The organism is Natrononativus sp. DTA114, assembly GCF_059736515.1.
Window position 1 is genome coordinate 304576 of the sequence record NZ_JCASSN010000004.1, and the last position, 19298, is coordinate 323873.

The window sequence follows — 19298 nt, forward strand, 5'->3', positions numbered from 1 at the left end:
CTGTGCGACCGCGGATTCTTCACTCGCGGTTGCTGTAGATGCGCTCGTTGCTGTGTGAGAAGACTTCTATCATGTTCCCCCAGGGATCACGGCAGTACGCGAGTTTGTACTCGTCGTCGGCGCTATTGACGCCCCAGACGTCCGAGTAGGCGTCGCCGCCGGTCTCGTCGATCGTTTCGGCGAGCCCCTCGACGTCCGGATCGATGATCGAGAGGTGGAATAGTCCCGGAGAGAACGGATCCGGATCGTTGGTTCCTTCCGTCGAATCGAACTCGAATAGTTCGACGCCGATCTGGTTGCCGGTGCTCAGGTGCGCGATTTTCATCTTCTCGAACTCCCCGAGCAGGTCGGTGACCTGCTCTCCGAAGAACCCCTCGTTCTGGATCTCTGCGGGTCCGAGGACGAGGTTGAAGCCGAACACCTCCTGATACCAGTCGACCGCTTCGTCGATATCGGAGACGGTGAGTCCAACGTGGGCTAATCCGCGTGGGTATGGCGTATCGGTCATACAGTACATACACTCGGATATGAGACAAAATAGGTTGTGGTTACGACGGTCCCAGCGATCGCAGTCGGTGCTAATCGGTCATCGCAGCGAGAGTAACAAGAAGAATAATGTGACTTGCCACCTCAGGACATACCTAGTCGACACCGGTACTCGACGGACGAGGATGTCAGTATGAAAGTCATAGACTGTGAGTCAGCAATCGATGGAATCAGCGACGAACCGATCGAAGACGCCCGTCTCCTCGTAGAGAACGAGCGAATCACCGACGTCGGCCCGAGAGCCGATATCGACGTTCCCGACGGCGCAACGCACGTCGATCACGCCGAGAAAACGATCGTCCCCGGACTGATTGACGCCCACCTTCACATCAACGGCTGGCGCTCGCTCCGGCCGTTCGATATGACGACACTCGACATCGTGACCGCGACGGCGCGTGCAACCGAGGACCTTCGCACACTGGTCAACGCCGGCTTTACGAGCGTTCGAGACTGCGGTGGGCCGACCGGACTCGGACTGCGGACCGCGGTCGAGGAAGGATCGATCCCCGGGCCTCGAGTGTACACGTCGTGGAAATCCTTCTCCCAGACGGCGGGACACGCCGACGCACACTTCTTGCCTTACGAGTGGGTGACTGACGACGGCGTCACACGGGGAAAGACTCAGGGCAACGTCCTGGCGGATGGCGTCGACGAGTGTCGCAAGGAAGTACGAAAACATCTCCGGGAAGGCGTCGATCTCATCAAGATCATGACCAGCGGCGGGATGCTGTCCGAAAAGGACCATCCTGACCAGCCACACTACACCGAAGCGGAGATCGCGGCGTTCACCGATGAGGCCCACCGATGGGGGATTCCCGTTGCCTCCCACGCCGAAGGAACAGAGGGGATCAACCGGGCACTCCGGAACGGAGTCGACACGATCGAACACGGTATCGGCATCGACGACGAGTCGATCGAACTGTTCCACGAAACGGGGGCCATACTCGTGCCGACGATTCAGGCGATCTATCGCAACGCCATCGCGGACGAGACGAGTGACGTTCCGGAGTGGAGCATCGAGAAATCTAAGCAGGCACACGAAGAGCACATCGAATCCGCAAAGAGGGCCTACGAGGCCGGCGTTCCGATCGCCCACGCCTCAGACTGTGGAGGAACCGAAAACCACCCCCTGGGCACGTATATGGAGTTCGAAATCCTCGTGGAGAAGGTCGGGTTATCGGAGATGGAGGCGATTCAGTCGGCGACGAGCGTCGCAGCCGAGGCGCTCGCAGACGACGAGATCGGGGCCATTGAGCGCGGACGGTACGCGGATCTCGTCGTCATCGACGGGAACCCGCTCGAGGATATCTCCGAAATCGGGAACGTGGAGGCCGTCTACAAGAGCGGCGAACGAGTGCGTGCCTGACCCCGTTCTGTCGCTGCCGACGCCACGGCGACCGACAAATCGCCGTGGCGACGAGACTCGAGCGTCGCCTTACTGACCGAGCGGCACGATTTCGGTCTGTGGATTGGTGAGGTACGTCGCGGAGTCGGCGGTGACGCGTGCCATCTCTTCCTGGCCGAGATACCCCCACGGCGTTTCGATGCCGAGTTCGATCGTGAACACCTGACCCTCTCGAATGGTCTTCAACGGGCTCTCTCCGTATCGCTCCCAACGCGGACCGAGATACGCGCCGCCGTCGTGGACGTTCTGTCCGACCTGGTGGCCGAGCCCGTGCTGGTACTCGGGCCACCCGCGACCGGTCAACTCCTCCCGCGCGGCCTGGTCGACTTCGTACCCCTGGACGCCGGGCTCGAGAGCGTCGAACCCCGCAGTAATTGCGGCTCTGACGTCTTCGAAGGCGTCCTGGAGGCCGGCGGGGATCGTCGGATCGCCGTCGACGGGATGGTAGTAGAGTCGCTGCATGTCCGAGGCATATCCGTCGTAGATCACTCCGAAGTCGAGGTGTAAGACTTCCCCCTCGGGAAGACGCAAGTCGCTCGGTTTCGCGTGGCCCCACTCGGCGTCGCCCCCCGCGTCCACCGCCGGACAGGCGGACGCGTGCCACGATGTCGTCAGTCCCCGCGATTCGACCTGGTCGTGGATGAACGCGGCGGTCTCGGCCTCGCTCCAGGTCGGCTCCCAGGCCAGTCGCATCTCCGCGAGGATCTCCTGGGAGACGTCCGCAGACTGCTGGATGCGCTCGAGTTCCGTCGGCGACTTCTGGCCGCGGACGCGCTCGACGATCGGTTCCGCGCTTACGAACTCACTGTCGATCGAGGCGCCCTCGACGTACTCATTGAGAAGCTGATACAGTCCGTAGCTGAGGCCGTCTGCGGTATTGTTGCTCTTCGAGTAGTTGAGGGCGATCTGATCGGGATCGATGGCCTCGATGACCTCGTGAAACGCGTCTTCCATCGAATTCTCGTAGGGATAGACGTCGTGCATCCCGACGCTCCGAATCGTATCCCCGTCGTGGGTCTCACAGATCGCGATTTTCTCGCCAGACCGGGTGAGGACGACCATTCCCGGCCAGACGAACTCCTCGTCGAGGACGAGCGGAAGGGCTGGCTCTGCTACCTCGCTCGTCTCCCGGCCGATCGTAATCCACGCGTCTATCTCCAGTGTCTCCAGAACGTCAATCGCCTGATCGGTTTTTTCGCGGACGATGGTTTCATCTGCCATTCGCTATCACGAGTACACCTCTCTGGAAAATGGGATAAGCGTTTGGATTCGCGGGGTTACGCGGGTCTCAGAGCAGTTCTTCTGCGACCATGCTTAGCGGAAGCATACTGTACGACATCAGGTCGTCGTGGAACGACTTGCGATCGAAGTCGTCTCCGTGTTTTTCCTCGTATGCCTCCCGCAGGTCCATCAGTGAAGAGAGACCGAGGCGGTACGACGACGGATACGTTGGGCGTCGCGTGTACCGCCGGACCTCACTGCGCGCCCACCGGCGCTCGAGTCGCGCATGGTCGACCAGCATGTCGACCGCTTCCTCGGGGGATAGTCCGCGAGTGTGGAGGCCGGTGTCGATGACGATCCGGACGGCGCGCCAGAGCCCGTTTCGGAGCTGCATGAGACGAAGGTCCGGTTCCGCCAGGAACCCGGTTTCGTAGAACAGTTCTTCGGTATACAGTCCCCAGCCTTCGATGAAGACCGGGCTCCTGAACTGCAATCGAAGCGGCGTCGCCACCCCCTTGTGGATGGCCATATGCAGGTGATGGCCCGGATACATCTCGTGCTGGGCGATTCCTCGTATCCACGCCCAGCTGTTGTCTCGGAGGTGAGCTTCCTGGTCCTCCGACGGCGCCTCCGGATCGACCGGCGTTATGTACCACTTTCCGTACAGGCCGTCCTCGAACTGCGAGGTCGTCCACGGTTTCGCGATCGGATACGACTCCCGCATGAACGACGGCATCCACTCGATATCGACCGTCTCGCCCTCCGGAAACGTGATGAGGTCGTGTTCGAGACAGTGCTCTCGGGCGAGCAGCGTCTCGTCTTCGTACGCCTGTCGCAGTTCGCCGGCCTCCGGGTGGTCGTCTTTAACCGACTCCAGCGCTGTCACCCAGTCCGCACCGGGCGCTATCTGCGCTGCGACTTCCTCCATCTCTCGCTCGTAGCGGTCGATCCACTCCGTGCCGAACTCGTAGAGGTCGTCGCTATCCATCTCCAGGAGGTGGTACTCCTGGAGCAGCCGATCGAACCGCTCCCGGCCGATAGCGAACTCCCCCTCGGCGTCTGCTTCGAGTTCGCGGAGTGCGCTGGCGAACTCCTCGAGGGCCGCTGCTGTCGTCTCACAGGCGGCGACCAGTTCGTCCTCGAGTTGCGGGACGTCGGCTGCTGCCTCGGGGATCCCCTCGGTGACGAACTGCGTGAGGGTTTCCGTCGTTACCAGCCCGTCTTCGATCCAGATCGGCGGCGTCTGCTCGGGTTCGATGTTCGATCGAGCCGTTGCCAGGAACGCCGGCGTCGCGTTCAGGCGCTCGAGAAGGGCTTCCAGACGAGTTTCCGGCGGGGCGAACTCGCCGAGCAGCAGATCGTGATATCCGTCGCCGAGCGAATCCAGGTAGAATCGCGGCGAGCGCTTCCAGTATTCGAGCTCCTGTGTGATGGACAACTCTTCGAGAACGGCCAGTGCCCAGCGCCTGTCGAGTGTCTGCTCGTGGGTGAGCTCGTCGGTGTCGAACGAGCGAAACTGATTGGCGAACGTCTCGATCGTTTCGTTCCACGCCGCGCCCTCTGTGGGACCGTACGACGGCAGGAGATGGTCGTAGTCGTGAATCCCGGCACGCGTGGCTTCGACTGGGTCGTGTTCCCAGTACGCCCGTAGGAACTCGTCGACGGTCGTGTTAAATGACGACATGGTAGTATCCGACGGACCAGCCACCCATAAGCGTACCTAGAAATTCGGCTGGCGAGCACCGCTGGACAGCCACTGGGCGAGAAAAATCCCTGAAAACGTGCGGGAACGGCTCGTTGGAAGAGGGCGCCCACGGGCGTTACTCGTCTTCGAGACTGAACTCGAGTCGGTCGAGATAGAACTGGTCGCCCCACATCTCGTGGTCGAAGAAGCTCTCCGTGCCGTTCAGCGAGTTCTTGTAGCCGAACGACCTGTCGAAACCGAACACCGGTGTGTACCAGACGTTCTCGTGATACAGTTCCTGGATTTCCCGGACCGCTTCCAGTCGATCGTCCTCGTCCGGGCTCCGTAACGCTTGGTTGAGAAGGTCGTCGACCTCGTCGTCTTCCAGGTTCGGATAGTTCGTCCCACCGTTCGGTGTCGTGATGAGCGAGGAGTGCAACGCATCGTAAAGCGTGTCGGCGGGCGCCGCGACCGCCCAGTGCTCCGCGGATTTGAGGTCGTAGTTCCCCTCCTCGAGCTGGTCCCAGTAGGTCCCGATTTCATTGATTTCGATATCCACGTCGAATCCGACGGCCTCGAGCATCGGCCCGACCACGATCGCCATCTCCTCGTAGTGGTCGATGTCGACCGCCCGGTACAGGACGTTTAGCTCCTCGCCATCGCGAGTTCTGACTTCGCCCTCCTCGTCGTTCGTCCAGCCGGCTTCCTCGAGCAGGTCGCGGGCAGCGTCCGGATCGTACCCGATCGCTCGGTCCGCCGCTTCCTCGGGGTCCCACGCGCCGGGTATCGACGGTGGCACGTGGTCGTACAGCGGGAACCCTTCGCCGTCGATCGCCGTACTTACGACGGCTTCGCGGTCGATCGCGTGTGCGACCGCCTGGCGAACCTCGAGTTCGTTTACCGGTTCGTTGTTGAGGTTGAACGGAACGGCAAGGACTGACACCCCTTCGGTCCGTTCGACCGACGTCTCGTCGTGGTCGTCGACGGTGCTGAGATCGCTCGTGGGAACGTAACTTGAGGCGTGGAGGCTCCCGTCGGTCAGTTCGCTCGTGAGGGTCGTCCCCTCGGGGATGATTCGGATCACGACCTCCTCGAAGTGTGCGGGTCCTTGATTGTCCGCAAACTCGGGACCCCAGTCGTACTCCTCGTACCGCGAGAATCTGATCTCCTCGCTGCGGACCCACTCTTCGAAGACGAACGGCCCGGTTCCGACGATTTCCGAGACGCCCCAGTCGCCATCGTCGGCCTCCTCGTAGGCTTCCTTGGAGAGAATCGTCATCGTCTGTGTGTTGTAGGTGAGGTACTGCGGGAGGAGCGGGTAGGACTCCTCGTAGTGGACCCGGACCTCCATCTCGTCGGCCACCTCGATTTCGTCGACTGGCCCGAGTTGAGCAGCCGACGGGTTCTCGTCGCTGAGCAGTCGTTCCAGATTCCATGCCACGGCTTCGGCGTTGAGGTCCGAGCCGTCGTGAAACGTCACTCCCTCCCGAATTTCGAAGACGTACTCCATCGCGTCGTCGCCCATCTCGTACTCCGAAACCAGGTGGGGGATGACGTCGCCGCTTTTGTCGAAATGGAACAGCGGTTCCGAAAATGTCCCGAACACCACTTCTCCTCGGGCACTCGAATCGATGTGTGGATCGAGCGTATCCATCTCGGAACCGAGCCCGAAGTTGTACGCCGTCCCGTCGTCTACGTCGTCGGTGCAGCCAGCCAGTCCGACACTGATACCGAGTCCAACCGCACCGGTAAGCTTCATGAACTCCCGTCTACTGCTTGCTATCGAATCGTACATTGTCATCATCCCCTCCGGGATATGGCTACTGTTAGCGAATATCATTATAAAAATCATTCGGTGATCGCGCTGATAGGTGAGTGTCGGTTGAGACGAGCGTTCAGACGGCACGTTCTCAGCAGTCCGGTCGTCGATAGTCAGGAACTGATCATTGTTTCACCGAAACGAATATAGTAGCATCACGTGTCGTGTACGCATAGCAAGGATGCTAAAGTACATCATCCGCAGACTCATCATAACGATACCCGTGATAATCGGAATCACGGTGATTATCTCCTCGATTATCTACCTCGACCCAGCGAGCCCCGCACGGGTCGCGCTCGGTCCGACGGCCGATCCGGAAGCCGTCCAGGCACTCGAGCGGGAAATGGGACTGGATCGCCCGCCACACATACGATACTTCGAGTGGCTGTTCGGCGTGTTACAGGGTGATCTGGGAAGTTCGCTTCGTACGGGCGAATCGGTTTCGGGGATGATCGCGGCGCGAATCGCTCCTACGCTCGAACTGGTCGTCGTCTCGATGGCAATCACGCTGGTCATCGCCCTTCCGCTCGGCGTTCTGAGCGCCGTACGCCAGCACACGTGGACTGACACCGGATCGATGCTGTTCGCGCTGTTCTGGCTGTCGATGCCGTCGTTCTGGCTCGGACTCGTGCTCTTGCTGCTCTTTTCGGTTCACTGGTCGATTTTCCCCATCTCGGGACGAGCCGGTGCGGTTTTGACCCTCACCTGGGCGTCCTATATTTTTCTCCCCGCGCTCTCTAACGGAGCACGCCGCTCAGCGTTACTCCTCAGGATGACGCGGTCGGCGATGTTGAACGTCCTCCATCAGGATTACATTCGCACGGCGCGCGGTAAGGGCGTTGGAAAGAAGACGCTCATCTACACCCACGCGATGAAAAACGCGATGATCCCCGTCCTCACGCTCATCGGCCTTCAGGTACCGACGCTGTTTTCGGCGTCGGTCATCGTCGAAATCGTTTTCTCCTGGCCGGGGATGGGGCGGCTGCTCGTCAACGCGACTCTCTCGCGGGATTATCCGGTCGTCCAGGGACTCGTCCTCGTCTACTCGCTCATCGTTCTTGCCTCGAACTTCGTCGTGGACCTGCTGTACACGTATTTCGATCCGCGGATCTCTTACGACTAACTCGCTCTCTCGAGTGTGTCTACGGTTCCCGCACCGGTCCGTTCCCGGAGAACGGCGATTCGGTGGCCGTTTCAGTTCGTCTGTTTGAGTTGCCGTGGCTATCGACGCGTTCTAGATGGCAGTCGCGTGGCGTTACTGCTCGCAAAACAGCGGTAGTCGGTGGGTAGCCGTCTCAGTCGGTGTAGTGATGACAGGCGACGTGCTGGTCGGGGTTCTCGGGAAGCAACTCGGGATTGTCCTGTTCGCAGACGTCGCCGATGTACTCCTGACACCGAGTGTGGAACCGACAGCCCGACGGTGGGTCCTGTGGGCTCGGTACGTCGCCCTCGAGGAGGATCCGATCTTTGAGCCCCCCTGCACTCGGTTTCGGTACGGCCGAGAGCAACGCCTTCGTGTACGGATGTTTTGGGTCTTCGTACAGCGTTTCCGTTTCGGCGAGTTCGACCATCTCCCCGAGATACATCACCGCGACGCGGTCGGAGATGTGGCGGACGACGCTCAGGTCGTGGCTGATGAAGAGGTACGTGAGATCGTACTCCTCCTGGAGGTCCATCATGAGGTTGAGGATGTCGGCCTGAACGCTGACGTCCAGGGCGCTCGTCGGCTCGTCGGCCACTACGAACGATGGATTGACGCTCAGCGCTCTCGCGATGGCGATCCGCTGTTGTTGGCCGCCGCTGAACTCGTGTGGCGCCCGGTGTAACTGCTCGACGCTCAGTCCGACCTGTTCGATCAGTTCCTCGATCCGTTCGCGCCGGCGCTCTTTCGACCAGTCGGTGAGCGCCCCCATCGGTTCGGCGATGATCTCCTGGACGGTCATCCGCGGATCCAGGCTCGAGGCGGGATCCTGGAAGATTAGCTGCATATCCTTCCGGATCGGCCGCAGTTCTCGCGACGAGCGTCCGGTCAACTCGGTCCCGTTGAACTGAATCGAGCCGGCCGTTGCCTCGTGCATCCGGAGGATGGTAAACCCGAGCGTGCTCTTGCCACAGCCGGATTCACCGACCAGTCCGAGAGTCTCCCCCTGGTTGATGCTGAACGAGACGTCGTCGACCGCCTGAACGTGGTCGACGGTTCGATTGAGGATTCCGCCTTTGATCGGGTAGTGTTTTTTCAGATTCTCGACTCGGACCGTCGTCTCTCGACTCTCCTGGGATCGTTCGGCGTCTGTTGCGGTATTCATTGGTTCGCCTCCCACTGTGGAACGTCCCACGGCGGCGTCTCGCTGCTCGCGTCGGTATACAGGTGACAGGCGACCTCGTGGTCGTCTCCGTCTCGAACCCGTTCCAGATCCGGTCTGACGGCATCACACTCGCCGCCGATGTACTGGGGACACCGCGAGGCGAACCGACAGCCGGAGATGCCGATCAGCTGTGGGACGGTGCCCTCGATCGTCGGCAGTCTGTGATACGTTCGGCTCTGACGGGGGATGCTCTCCGAGAGCTTCCGGGTATAGGGGTGAAGCGGGTTCTGGAAGAGATCCTCGACCGCACAGTTCTCGACGACGTTTCCGGCGTACATCACGGAGATTCTATCCGCGATCTCGCTCACCAGCGGTAGATCGTGGGTGATGAATATCATACTCATACCGTGCTCGCGCTGCAGGTCGTCCAGCAGATCGATGATCTGGGCCTGAATCGTGACGTCGAGGGCGGTCGTCGGCTCGTCGGCGACGAGCAGCCTCGGCTCGCTGATCAACGCCATCGCGATGACGACGCGCTGGCGCATTCCGCCGGAGAGCGAGTGGGGGTACTGGTCGACGATCCGATCGGCGTCGGCCAGCCCGCACGCCTCGAGGGTTTCGATCGCACGGTCGATCGCCTCCCGTTTGGACAGCTCTGTGTGCATCAGCAGCGGTTCAGCTACCTGATAGCCGATTTTGAGCGTCGGATTCAGCGATGACATCGGGTCCTGATAGATCATCGCGATCTCGTCGCCTCTGAGGCGGTTCATCTCTCCGTCCGAGAGCTCGAGGAGGTTCTGTCCGTCGAAGATGATCTCACCGCTCGTGATTTCAGCAGGTGGGGAGTCGAGTAACCCCATCACCGACAGTACGGTCACGGTTTTTCCACAGCCGCTTTCGCCGATGACGCCGAGGACTTCGTCCGCTTCGAGCTCGAGCGAGACGCCGTCGACCGCTTCGACGACGCCATCGTTCGTGTTGAACTGTACCGACAGATCTCGTATTTCGAGTATTGGCGAGGACATGATCAGTCAGACTGGTTGAGTTGCTGCTGGCGTGGATCCACCGCTTCCCGAAGACCGTCACCGATCACGTTGAAGCCGATAACCGTGAGCATGATCGCCAACCCCGGGAACGTCGAAATCCACCACGCGGCTCTGAGGTCGCCGCGCCCGTCGGCGATTAGCGCGCCCCACTCCGGTGTCGGAGGATGGACGCCGAGACCGAGAAACGACAGCCCCGCGGCGTACAGAATCACCGTGGGGATGTTCAGCGTCGCATAGACGATCACGCTGTCGATCGAGTTCGGCAACACGTGCCGAAGCATGATCGAGACGTCGCGGACGCCCGAGAGCTGTGCTGCCCTGACGTAGTCGTCTTCCATCACCGTCCGAACGTCACCTCGAACGAGGCGGGCGAACCCGCGCCACCCGACCGCGCTCACCGCAATGATGAGCGGAACGAGCCCACCGCCGAGCACTCCTGCGATCGCGAGCGCGAGGACGATATCCGGAATAGAGAGGCTGATATCGACTAACCGCATTATCGCCCCCTCGATGTACGAGTCCTTATAGTACCCAGCGATCAGTCCGAGCGTGACACCGATCACCATCTGGATCCCGACGATCACGACGCCGAGAAACAACGCGTACCGCGAACCGTGGACAACGCGAGAGAACATGTCTCGGCCGTACTGATCCGTCCCGAACAGGTACAGTGGGTCCAAACTCGGCGGATGACGGGTCGCCTCGTGGTACTGCGCCCCGGGCGGGTGCGGGGCGATGAAATCGGCGAAGACCGCGACGATCACTAGCGCGAGGATAATGACCATTCCCGTCAGTGCGAGCCGTGTCTGAACGCTCCGTTTGAGGAGTGAAAGGGCGCGTGCATAACGGGATGCGATCGTTACCGTCGCCTGTGAATCCGTCTGTTGGGCCTTCATGTACCGGCTATGAGTCAATGTGATTCACATACCACTATAATTGTTACGGGGTAGCGTAGCACACCGACGGTGCATGGGGCGATCTGTCTCCACCCTCGAGTTATCGCAGACGACGTCCGTCGGAAAACGATACCGTTCGGAGCCAAATCGACCGCGCTTCTCGTCCTCGGCGGTAGCTTTATTCGGTGCTGGGCAGATACGAAGCCATGATACGACTGACCTCGTTTCTCGTCCGAAAAGGTGCACTTTCTCACGAGGAGTTCGTCCGGTACTGGCACGACGAGCACGCATCGATCGCCCGAGAGCTACCGGGGTTGCGTAGGTACTCGGTGAACCGCGCGCTCACGCCGACCGCGGGGTTCGACGGAGTCGCGGAACTCTCCTTCGACTCGGTGTCGGCGTTCGAGCGCGTTCTCGGCGCAGACGCCGAGACGGACGCGATGGCGGACGTAAACAACTTCATCGCGCGAACGGAGCGCCATCTTCTTGCTGAACCGACCGACGCCGAGACGCCGTCGTCCGCAGCACGCACCGTTTCCGAACTGCTGGTCCTCGCTCGCAGTCCGGAGGTCGAGCCGGATCGGTTCGCAAAACGCCTCGAGGAGGTCACGGCGGCGTCAGCCCGGAATCCGTCAGTCGAGTCGTGTTTCATAGCGACACCAGTTGAGGACACGACACGGTACGATGCCGTCGTGAAGCGATCGTTCGACTCGGAGGCGTCCTACGAGCGATATCGTGAGGAACGCGCGTCTGGCGACCCGACCGGCCGCGATGGCCTCGACGACGTCTCGGAGACGACGATTTCGTTCGCGGGGTGGGAAACGACGGTCGTCGAGGCGCGCTGAGTCCGGGGCAAACCCGGCTAGTTGACGCCCTGTAGAATTCCGCCGTCGACGACGAGGGATTCGCCGGTCACGTAGTCTGCGAGGTCGCTCGCCAGGTAGACAGTTGCGTTCGCAACGTCTCTCGGTTTTCCGAACCGTTGGAGCGGGATTGCCCCTTCCTGCTCGGCGCCACGCTCGGTACCGATGATCTCGACGTCCTCGGTCACCATCTGGGTTTCAGTCGTACCCGGATGAACCGCGTTGACGCGGATATCGGGGCCGAGTTCTGCAGCGAGCGCGTAGGTGAACAGTCTCACGGCTCCTTTGGAGGCACAGTAGATGCTGTTTTCCGGAATGCCGACCATCCCCGCCGTGCTCGAGATGTTGACGATACTCCCGCCACCATTCTCGCGCATTCGTTCGGCGGCGCTTTTACACCCCAGAAAGACACCCTTGACGTTGACGTCCATCAGCGTGTCGTACTCGTCTTCAGTGAGATCCATTATTGCTCCCATCGTGAGAATTCCCGCGTTGTTCACCATTACGTCGACGCCGCCATAGGTCTCGGCTGCGTCCATCGACCGCTCGAGGTGGGCGGCGTCGGTGACGTCACAGTCGACGAACGTGGCGTCCCGGTCGGTTCGTTCACGTATCTCCTCGTGAGTCGGGGCCCCACCCTCCCTGGGCTCTGACTGGATGTCCGCAACGATCACGTCTGCTCCGTGTTCAGCGCTCGTGATGGCTATCTCGCGGCCGTTGCCGCTGGCCGCGCCGGTAACGACTACCGTCTTGTCGAGCAAGAGGTCGGTCATACCTGGGGGTTCCGAGAGGACCATCATTACTGTACCGGTGGGTTCACTCCGCTACAGTTCGGTGGAAAACCGTGACTCCGTCGCTAACGACGCTATCTTCCACCCGTCGGTCGTCCGGCGGTACGTCTCGTCGTATTTCCCCTGTCCGAACAGTGTCGTGGTTTCGTCGATCGAAATGAGGACGATGCCGTACCACGTCCCGGCTGCCGTATCGCCATCGACGACGAGTCGCGGATTGAGCGCCGTGTGAGCCATCCTATCGGCTTCGATCACGTGCGTCTCGATGAACTCGCGTATTTCTTCGCGACCCCGATAGGTGTCTCGAGTCGCGTAATCGATCGTCGCGTCGTCGGTGAAGAGGTCGACAAAGTCGTCGCATCGTTTCTCGTCGATGGCGTAGCAGTATTCGATTTTCAGCCGTTCAATCGCGCGTTCGGCTACTATCTCGGCGAGGGTCTTCTCGAGGTCCATGATACAGCGTGCGTGGACAGCGGGATAATACCCGCTGTCTGGGTTGTCACCGGCCGATACCCGAACAGTAAAGCGTATCCCTCGACAGTAGTCGACTGGGAACGTAAGACTCGCATGAGCACACAATCAGACCTCGAGTTCGGGTACGCACTACCCGGGTTCAGCAAGTACGGAGAGCCGTCGGCGTGGATCGACATTGCGACGGAGGCGGAACGAGCGGGGTTCGAAACGATCTGGACGGGGGATCACATCACTATCCCACAGGAACTTCGCTACGAGGAGTACCAGTTCGGCGTTCCGGACTGGGCGAACAGCACCAACCCCTCAGTCGACGTCTTCCAGAAGTTCAGCTATCTCGCCGGCGCGACCGACGAGATCAAATTCGGGACGAACATCTGCGTCGTTCCGCTCCGCCCGCCGATCATTCTGGCCAAGCAGGCGCTCAGCCTCGAGGCGCTTTCGAACGGTCGGTTCGAGTTCGGCGTCGGCCCCGGCTGGCTCGCCTCCGAGTTCGACGTTCTCGATGTGCCGTTCGAAGAACGCGGCTCGCGAACCGACGAGTTCCTCCGTCTGTACGAACGTATCTGTGCGGAGGGAGAGGTCGGCCTGGACGGCCCACATCACTCCTTCGAGACGACCGGGTTCTACCCGATCCCCGAGGGTGACGAGCGCCCGCGAATCTGGGTGGGCGGGGACTCGGGAGCCGCGTTCCGCCGCGTCGCGGAGTTCGGCGTCGGGTGGACGATCGTCAACCGCTCTGCCGAGGAGGTCGACGCCGCTCGCAAGCGAATTATGAACGCCTGGACCGATTTCGATCGGGAAGGCGTCCCCGAAATCTCGGCGCGCCGGCGCGTTCACGTCGGCGACCACCCGGACGCGGACCACGAGTACACGTCGGCCGGCGATCCGGCGGAGATCATCGCCGATCTCAAGGCGTACGCCGACGCGGGAACCACGCAGGTGATCGTCGGTTCGGCAGCGGACACCCTGGAGGAAGAACTCGAGCAGATCCAGTTGTTCGAAGACGAGATCCGGCCCGCCTTCGAGTAACGGGTGCCAGTGGCCGTTTTTACCGCCGACCCTTTGCCGGTCGTCGCGAGCCGTCTTCCTCGAGCGAGGGCACGCAGATGCCGGAAGACCGTTACACAGATTCGAGGAGAAAGCCCACGACTGAAGTCGTGGGAGTAGTCACTTATGCCGGTGGCACGCGGTGACACTACGTGTCGTACGATGAAGTTACTCGAAAACAAGATCGCGCTTGTGACGGGCGGAGCCCGCGGTCAGGGGCGCGCCGAAGCGGAGTTGTTCGCCGAACACGGTGCTACTGTCGTTCTTACCGACGTGCTGACCGAGGAGGGACGCGGCGTGGCGGATGAGATAACCGACAGCGGCGGCGAGGCGGTGTTTTACGAACAGGACGTTGCAGCGGAGGTCGACTGGGAGGCACTCGTCGACCTGATCGAGGAGGAGTTCGGTCGGCTGGATGTGGTAGTCAACAACGCGGGAGTCATCCGACAGGAGTCGATTACCGAGGAGACGGTCGACGGCTGGGAGTACGTCCTCGGCGTCGACCTCACGGGGACGTGGCTCGGAATGAAACACACGATTCCGCTGCTCCGAGACAGCGGCGGCGGGAGTATCGTCAACATCTCTTCGATCTACGGCACCGTGGGCGGATTCGGTAACTGTGCGGCCTACCACGCTGCGAAAGGCGGCGTGACGGTACTGACCAAGAACGCCGCAGTGGGCTATGCGGACGATGGCATCCGAGCGAACTCCGTCCACCCCGGCGTCGTCGAAACGACGATGAGCAACGACCCGGCGGTCAGAGCCAACAGTTCGCCGTCTGAGCGCTTACTCGAGGTGACGCCGCAGGGTCGCCCCGGGACCGCCGACGAGATCGCGGGCGTCGTTCTCTTCCTCGCAAGCGACCTTGCAGCGTTCGTCAACGGCGTCGATCTCCACGTCGACGGCGGGTACGTCGCCCGGTGAGTGCTCAGCGGGAGGCGACCGATCGTCGAGTCAGAACAGCCACAACGAGGTCCCGAGTCCCGACTCCGTTGCCTGCTCATAAACCAGATCCATCGTCGCCGTGTCCAGCGCCGGCATCCCCTTGTGTGTCATCACGGTCCGTTCGTTGTCGGACTCGCGTCCGGAGACGTCGCCGGCCATCACCTCGGTCAGATCCCCGTGGATGTCGGCGTCGTCCACCGCGTAGCCGTCCGCGGTCCAGTTGTCCTCGTGTTCGCCCTCGATCCAGCTCAGATCGCGCTCGTACCAGCCGACCACCCACTTATCCGCCTCGCTGCTGAGCGTTGGTTCCATATCGTAGAATCCGGCTGTGGCGGCCACGTGGGTTCCCGGTTCGATCCACGTCTCCTTGACGATCGGGGTCGTCGCTGACGTGACTGTACAGACCACGTCAGCTCCGCTGACCGCTTCCCGGGCGTCCGTGTAGCCGACGATTTCGGCGTCGTAGGCTTCGGACATCTCCTCGACGAACCCGCTTCTGATCTCGTCGTTAATGTCGCAGGCGTGAACCCGCTCGAGGTCGAACAGTTCGTCCATCATCGCGAGATGGGTTCGCCCCTGATCGCCACAGCCGACGATAGTCACGACGGAGGAATCCGGCCTCGCCAGGTACTTCGCTCCGACTGCCGCATGGCCGGCGGTGCGCATCGCCGTCACCGACTGCCCCTCGATGATGGCCAGCGGAAGGGAGGTCTGTGCGTCGCTCAGGACGTTGATAGCGTTGATCGTCGGGAGGTCGCGCGTCGCGTTTCGCTCGTAGTAGCCCAGCCACTTGTGTCCCGCGACCGCGAGCGGTTCGACGTACGAGGGGAACGACTGGACCATGCCGAGGCCGTACTCGTCGTTGTGGTCTGAGACGTCGAGATCGAACGGGTTCGACTGCTGGACGCGGCCGTCGCCGACCCAGCGAAAGGTGTCTTCGACGCGCTCGAGACAGGGGCCCGCGTCAAGTGCGGCGTTCACGTCGTTTCGATCCAGAAATAGGAGTTCTCCCGGCGCTGCTGATTGGGTTACCATCGTCCTGACAGTGCGCTGTGTCCCATATAATCCTTCCTCTCCCGGCTATCTCGAGGGTGGCGACGTTCGGCGACCGGAAAACCCAGTTTCGAGTGAGACGGCCAACAGGTCGTTGCCGCAAAAATTGAGCGAGTGGGTCGTTACTTCGACTGGGCCTCGCTCCACTCGGGGAACTTCCGCTGGAACGCCCGCCACGTAAGCGCCCACCCGTCCGGGTCGTTGATTCGCGCTTCGTCGACCCGTGCTTTCGAGCCGTTATGCGGGGCGTTTTTGACCATCTCGGGGTCTTCGTACGCCTCTTCTGCGATCCGGCGTATCGCCTCCGCGTAGGTTTTGATGTTCTCTTTCGAGTGCATCTCGCCCATCTCGGGCGTAAACGGTTCGGCGTACGTCCAGGGCTCGTGGCTCATCCAGTAGGCGTCGATACCGAAGTCGGTCAGCCGTCGGCGAATGTCGACGGTGCTTACACCGGTGTCCTCGGCCAATTCCTCCCACGAGTGGCGAGTCATCTCCATCCGGTGCTGGGTGACGTTCTCGACGGACTTCGAGAGCCCCGGAACGTCCTCGAGGAGCGCGTCGAGGTAGTTGTTCCCGAGTACGGAGAGGTGACTTCCCTCGATGATCCCGTCACCACCCATCGCGTTGACCCACATGTAGGCTTTCACCATCAGCGGGACGTTCCCCCAGAACTCGCGGACCTTCCCGATGCTCTTCGGGCGGTCGTCATCGAGGTGGTACCGCTCCCCGTCGTAGGTCACGAGCGGGGCCGGCAGGTACTCGCTGAGTTCCTCGGTACAGCCGAACGCACCGGCGGCCGGCCCGAGCCCGCCCTTCGGGTTACCGAACGTCTTGTGCAACATGTACTGGGAGGCGTCGAACCCGATATCCGCCGCTCTCGAGATCCCCATCGTACTGTTGAAGTTGGCCTGATCGTAGAAACAGAGCCCGCCCGCTTCGTGGACGATGTCAACCCACTCCTTCATCTCCGGGTTGTAGATCCCGAGGTCGTTCGGGTTGACGACCATCAACGCGGCCGTTCGCTCCGAAACCGCTTCCTCGAGCGCTTCCGTCGTCGGGTAGCCGTTCTCACCCGGCTGAAGCGTAACGACGTCGAAGCCCGCGACGTTAGCCGTCGCCGGACTGCAGGCGTGGGTGTACAACGTCGTTATCACCTCGGTTCGCTGGTCGAGTTCGCCGCGATCCTCGAGATACGCACGCAGCAGGTTCGTAAAGACGAACGAGGACTGGGTCCCGCTGGCCGCCTGGAACGAGAATCGATCCATTCCGGTCAGTTCCTGCAGATACCCCTCGAGTTCGTGGACGATCTCCAGCGTTCCCTGAAGCGTTTCCTCGTCCTGTAACGGATGGAGGTCTGCCAGCTCCTGTCGTTCGATCTGTTCGCCCAGTTTCGAGGCGTACTTCATCGTACACGTCCCCCACGGACTGAGGTTGGTGAATCCGAGCGTCTCCTGTGACAGGTGGAGATAGTGGCGCAACACCCAGGGTTTCGAAACCTCGGGGAGTTCGGGCTCGGTCTCCCGGCGTGCCGAATCGGGTACGTACGAGGCCGCCTCACCGACTTCGTCTCTCACTTCGGGCTCGGAGTCGGGAAACGTGACCGCCCGCCGCTCCTCTCGTCCCATGTTGAAGATCATAGGTTCGTCCCAGACCTTGCCCTGGTACTCACGAACTAGGCCGCCCCGCTGTCCCTCGCGAGCGTCGTGTTCGTCCAGTCGAGCCCACTCCGGACGCTCGTCGCCGCCGGATTTCCGACTCATGTCGTGATCACCTCGTCCATCGCGGCCGCCAGCCGATCGATTTCGTCCCTGTCGTGCACTTCGGTCACGCAGTACAACGCGCTATCGCCGAGTTCGGGGAACGCCTCGCCAAGGGGCTGCCCGCCGAAGATCCCTCGCTCACGAAGCTCGTCGTTGATCTCCGCTGCGGACTGTTCGGCGTCGTCGAAATTGACGACGAACTCCTTGAAGAACTCCGGCGAGAGCTCGACGCTGACCCCGTCGATAGCCGACAACCGCTCTGCGGCGTAGTGAGAGCGTTCGATCATCAGGGTTCCGACTTCCTGAAAGCCCTTCGGTCCCAGCAGCGAGAGGTAGACCGCGTTCACAATGGTCCAGAGGAACACCGACGTCCCGGTGTAGTCGTTGCCGTGTTCTCGCTCGCCGTACGACGACCTGCCGATCTGTTCGGGCATGAACGCGAACCCGAGTTCACCATCATTAGCCGTCTCGGAGACGCTCAGAAGTAGCGTCGGATACTCGACGACGTACTCCTCCTCGTCGCGGCTCGCGATGAAGCCGCTACAGCCACCACCGGCGTTCATGTGGACGCCGAGGGGCTGGGTCGTCCCGACGACGATGTCGGCCCCGTGATTCGCCGGCGTCTCGAGAACGCCGAGCGTTATCGGGTCCACGCCGGCGATACACTCCGCGCCGTGCTCGTGTGCGATGTCTGTGATCTCTTCGCCGGCCGACTCGATCGTCCCGAGGTACGTCGGCGTCTCGTAGTAGACAGCCGTCGTCTCGTCGGACACTTTTGCGGCCAGATCCTCCGTGTCCAGCCGCCCGGTGTCCCGGTCGTAGGCTATTTCCGTAATTGTCAGGTCCTCGTCGCTGCCCGCGAGCCGTCTGTAGTTTTCGATGACCGCCAACCGCTCGGGACTGATGGTTTCCGGGACGAGAACCTCCGTTCGACCGTTCAACCGGTGGGCCAGCCGCATCGCGAACCCGGCCGCGTTCCCCCAGCTGTACACTGGCATTCCTACTGCGTCGAGTTCGAGTAACTCGCCGAGCTGGCTACAGAACTCGAACCAGGCCTGGTTTCTCCCCTGGTCCGATTCTGGCGACCCCCACTCAGAGGTCAAAAACTCCCGGCGCTCTGCGATTTCGTCACAGACCGGCGGGACGTGGTGTTGCCAGCAGCCAGCTCCCCTGAAGTTGAGGTTGTCGGCACAGGAATCGTTCTTCGAGAGGATCTTCGTGACCTGCTTTCGTAACTCGAGCTCGCTCGTCGCGGAGGGCAGATCGAACTCGCCGTCGTATCGCAGCGCCGGCGGGATCTGTTCGTACAGTTCCTCGATATCGTCAGCCCCGACCGCCTCGAGCATCTCCTCTTTGATCTCCGCAGAGGAGTTGGGCATATACGGGTGGGTACCCCTTGACATACAGTTGAACGGTGTTCTCTCACCACATAGGTTTTTCTC

Annotated in this window: 17 protein-coding genes; 5 read left to right on the forward strand and 12 right to left on the reverse strand. The window is 61.4% G+C overall.

The features are described 5' to 3' along the window. Positions 1 to 19 precede the first annotated feature (19 nt). A complete protein-coding gene (locus tag AC6I6S_RS17155; protein ID WP_497951836.1) occupies positions 20 to 508 on the reverse strand; it encodes a VOC family protein in 489 nt (162 codons plus the stop codon). Between the two features lie 171 nt (positions 509 to 679). Here AC6I6S_RS17155 and AC6I6S_RS17160 point away from each other — a divergent pair, with 171 nt between their 5' ends. Further along, entirely contained in the window at positions 680 to 1912 is a 1233-nt protein-coding gene (locus tag AC6I6S_RS17160; RefSeq protein ID WP_497951837.1) for a metal-dependent hydrolase family protein, read from the forward strand. Positions 1913 to 1981: 69 nt separating this feature from the next. On the opposite strand, the gene AC6I6S_RS17165 is transcribed toward AC6I6S_RS17160, so the two are convergent. The 3 genes from AC6I6S_RS17165 to AC6I6S_RS17175 form a co-directional block, all read right to left on the reverse strand. Then, positions 1982 to 3172, reverse strand: coding sequence for a M24 family metallopeptidase (locus tag AC6I6S_RS17165; RefSeq protein ID WP_497951838.1), 1191 nt, complete (start codon positions 3170 to 3172; stop codon positions 1982 to 1984). A gap of 67 nt (positions 3173 to 3239) precedes the next feature. Next, positions 3240 to 4856 carry a DUF885 domain-containing protein gene (locus AC6I6S_RS17170; protein WP_497951839.1) on the reverse strand — a complete coding sequence of 539 codons (1617 nt, stop codon included), beginning with the start codon at positions 4854 to 4856 and terminating at the stop codon, positions 3240 to 3242. Between the two features lie 136 nt (positions 4857 to 4992). Then, positions 4993 to 6651: an ABC transporter substrate-binding protein gene (locus tag AC6I6S_RS17175; protein ID WP_497951841.1), complete on the reverse strand. Its 1659-nt coding sequence runs from the start codon at positions 6649 to 6651 to the stop codon at positions 4993 to 4995. A 205-nt stretch (positions 6652 to 6856) separates the two neighbouring features. Here AC6I6S_RS17175 and AC6I6S_RS17180 point away from each other — a divergent pair, with 205 nt between their 5' ends. Then, positions 6857 to 7798, forward strand: a complete 942-nt coding sequence (locus tag AC6I6S_RS17180) for an ABC transporter permease (RefSeq protein ID WP_497951842.1) — start codon at positions 6857 to 6859, stop codon at positions 7796 to 7798. 172 nt (positions 7799 to 7970) lie between these two features. On the opposite strand, the gene AC6I6S_RS17185 is transcribed toward AC6I6S_RS17180, so the two are convergent. From AC6I6S_RS17185 to AC6I6S_RS17195, 3 genes are read right to left on the reverse strand one after another with little or no spacing between them, the layout of a single operon-like run. Continuing rightward, positions 7971 to 8981 carry an ABC transporter ATP-binding protein gene (locus AC6I6S_RS17185; protein ID WP_497951843.1) on the reverse strand — a complete coding sequence of 337 codons (1011 nt, stop codon included), beginning with the start codon at positions 8979 to 8981 and terminating at the stop codon, positions 7971 to 7973. Further along, positions 8978 to 10006 (reverse strand): ABC transporter ATP-binding protein, encoded by a 1029-nt coding sequence (locus tag AC6I6S_RS17190; RefSeq protein WP_497951844.1) that lies wholly within the window; start codon positions 10004 to 10006, stop codon positions 8978 to 8980. Before AC6I6S_RS17190 ends, AC6I6S_RS17185 begins: the two co-directional genes overlap by 4 nt. Positions 10007 to 10008: 2 nt before the next feature. Beyond that, positions 10009 to 10923 carry an ABC transporter permease gene (locus AC6I6S_RS17195; RefSeq protein WP_497951845.1) on the reverse strand — a complete coding sequence of 305 codons (915 nt, stop codon included), beginning with the start codon at positions 10921 to 10923 and terminating at the stop codon, positions 10009 to 10011. A gap of 206 nt (positions 10924 to 11129) precedes the next feature. Here AC6I6S_RS17195 and AC6I6S_RS17200 point away from each other — a divergent pair, with 206 nt between their 5' ends. Beyond that, positions 11130 to 11768: an EthD family reductase gene (locus AC6I6S_RS17200; protein WP_497951847.1), complete on the forward strand. Its 639-nt coding sequence runs from the start codon at positions 11130 to 11132 to the stop codon at positions 11766 to 11768. Between the two features lie 17 nt (positions 11769 to 11785). Here the strand turns inward: AC6I6S_RS17200 and AC6I6S_RS17205 are convergent, their stop codons facing one another. Both AC6I6S_RS17205 and AC6I6S_RS17210 read right to left on the reverse strand, forming a co-directional pair. After that, positions 11786 to 12559: an SDR family oxidoreductase gene (locus AC6I6S_RS17205; RefSeq protein ID WP_497951848.1), complete on the reverse strand. Its 774-nt coding sequence runs from the start codon at positions 12557 to 12559 to the stop codon at positions 11786 to 11788. A 51-nt stretch (positions 12560 to 12610) separates the two neighbouring features. Continuing rightward, complete coding sequence (locus AC6I6S_RS17210; protein WP_497951849.1) at positions 12611 to 13030, reverse strand: nuclear transport factor 2 family protein; 420 nt, start codon at positions 13028 to 13030, stop codon at positions 12611 to 12613. A gap of 114 nt (positions 13031 to 13144) precedes the next feature. Between AC6I6S_RS17210 and AC6I6S_RS17215 the strand changes: the two genes are divergently transcribed. Together AC6I6S_RS17215 and AC6I6S_RS17220 are read left to right on the forward strand one after the other, a co-directional pair. Continuing rightward, entirely contained in the window at positions 13145 to 14080 is a 936-nt protein-coding gene (locus AC6I6S_RS17215; RefSeq protein ID WP_497951851.1) for a TIGR03619 family F420-dependent LLM class oxidoreductase, read from the forward strand. A gap of 180 nt (positions 14081 to 14260) precedes the next feature. Further along, a complete protein-coding gene (locus AC6I6S_RS17220) occupies positions 14261 to 15022 on the forward strand; it encodes an SDR family NAD(P)-dependent oxidoreductase (protein ID WP_497951852.1) in 762 nt (253 codons plus the stop codon). A 30-nt stretch (positions 15023 to 15052) separates the two neighbouring features. Here AC6I6S_RS17220 and AC6I6S_RS17225 read toward each other — a convergent pair whose 3' ends face one another. The 3 genes from AC6I6S_RS17225 to gcvPA form a co-directional block, all read right to left on the reverse strand. Then, positions 15053 to 16078 carry an ornithine cyclodeaminase family protein gene (locus tag AC6I6S_RS17225; RefSeq protein WP_497951853.1) on the reverse strand — a complete coding sequence of 342 codons (1026 nt, stop codon included), beginning with the start codon at positions 16076 to 16078 and terminating at the stop codon, positions 15053 to 15055. Positions 16079 to 16218: 140 nt separating this feature from the next. Continuing rightward, a complete protein-coding gene (gene gcvPB / locus AC6I6S_RS17230; RefSeq protein WP_497951854.1) occupies positions 16219 to 17856 on the reverse strand; it encodes an aminomethyl-transferring glycine dehydrogenase subunit GcvPB in 1638 nt (545 codons plus the stop codon). Continuing rightward, positions 17853 to 19259, reverse strand: a complete 1407-nt coding sequence (gene gcvPA / locus AC6I6S_RS17235) for an aminomethyl-transferring glycine dehydrogenase subunit GcvPA (protein WP_497951855.1) — start codon at positions 19257 to 19259, stop codon at positions 17853 to 17855. Before gcvPA ends, gcvPB begins: the two co-directional genes overlap by 4 nt. Between the last annotated feature and the right edge of the window lie 39 nt (positions 19260 to 19298).

What these genes read in the sequence shown, in the direction of transcription:
- AC6I6S_RS17155 (WP_497951836.1), bottom strand. Translation starts at nt 508, where the DNA reads ATGACCGATACGCCATACCCACGCGGATTAGCCCACGTTGGACTCACC.
- AC6I6S_RS17160 (WP_497951837.1), top strand. Translation starts at nt 680, where the DNA reads ATGAAAGTCATAGACTGTGAGTCAGCAATCGATGGAATCAGCGACGAA.
- AC6I6S_RS17165 (WP_497951838.1), bottom strand. Translation starts at nt 3,172, where the DNA reads ATGGCAGATGAAACCATCGTCCGCGAAAAAACCGATCAGGCGATTGAC.
- AC6I6S_RS17170 (WP_497951839.1), bottom strand. Translation starts at nt 4,856, where the DNA reads ATGTCGTCATTTAACACGACCGTCGACGAGTTCCTACGGGCGTACTGG.
- AC6I6S_RS17175 (WP_497951841.1), bottom strand. Translation starts at nt 6,651, where the DNA reads ATGTACGATTCGATAGCAAGCAGTAGACGGGAGTTCATGAAGCTTACC.
- AC6I6S_RS17180 (WP_497951842.1), top strand. Translation starts at nt 6,857, where the DNA reads ATGCTAAAGTACATCATCCGCAGACTCATCATAACGATACCCGTGATA.
- AC6I6S_RS17185 (WP_497951843.1), bottom strand. Translation starts at nt 8,981, where the DNA reads ATGAATACCGCAACAGACGCCGAACGATCCCAGGAGAGTCGAGAGACG.
- AC6I6S_RS17190 (WP_497951844.1), bottom strand. Translation starts at nt 10,006, where the DNA reads ATGTCCTCGCCAATACTCGAAATACGAGATCTGTCGGTACAGTTCAAC.
- AC6I6S_RS17195 (WP_497951845.1), bottom strand. Translation starts at nt 10,923, where the DNA reads ATGAAGGCCCAACAGACGGATTCACAGGCGACGGTAACGATCGCATCC.
- AC6I6S_RS17200 (WP_497951847.1), top strand. Translation starts at nt 11,130, where the DNA reads ATGATACGACTGACCTCGTTTCTCGTCCGAAAAGGTGCACTTTCTCAC.
- AC6I6S_RS17205 (WP_497951848.1), bottom strand. Translation starts at nt 12,559, where the DNA reads ATGACCGACCTCTTGCTCGACAAGACGGTAGTCGTTACCGGCGCGGCC.
- AC6I6S_RS17210 (WP_497951849.1), bottom strand. Translation starts at nt 13,030, where the DNA reads ATGGACCTCGAGAAGACCCTCGCCGAGATAGTAGCCGAACGCGCGATT.
- AC6I6S_RS17215 (WP_497951851.1), top strand. Translation starts at nt 13,145, where the DNA reads ATGAGCACACAATCAGACCTCGAGTTCGGGTACGCACTACCCGGGTTC.
- AC6I6S_RS17220 (WP_497951852.1), top strand. Translation starts at nt 14,261, where the DNA reads ATGAAGTTACTCGAAAACAAGATCGCGCTTGTGACGGGCGGAGCCCGC.
- AC6I6S_RS17225 (WP_497951853.1), bottom strand. Translation starts at nt 16,078, where the DNA reads ATGGTAACCCAATCAGCAGCGCCGGGAGAACTCCTATTTCTGGATCGA.
- gcvPB (WP_497951854.1), bottom strand. Translation starts at nt 17,856, where the DNA reads ATGAGTCGGAAATCCGGCGGCGACGAGCGTCCGGAGTGGGCTCGACTG.
- gcvPA (WP_497951855.1), bottom strand. Translation starts at nt 19,259, where the DNA reads ATGTCAAGGGGTACCCACCCGTATATGCCCAACTCCTCTGCGGAGATC.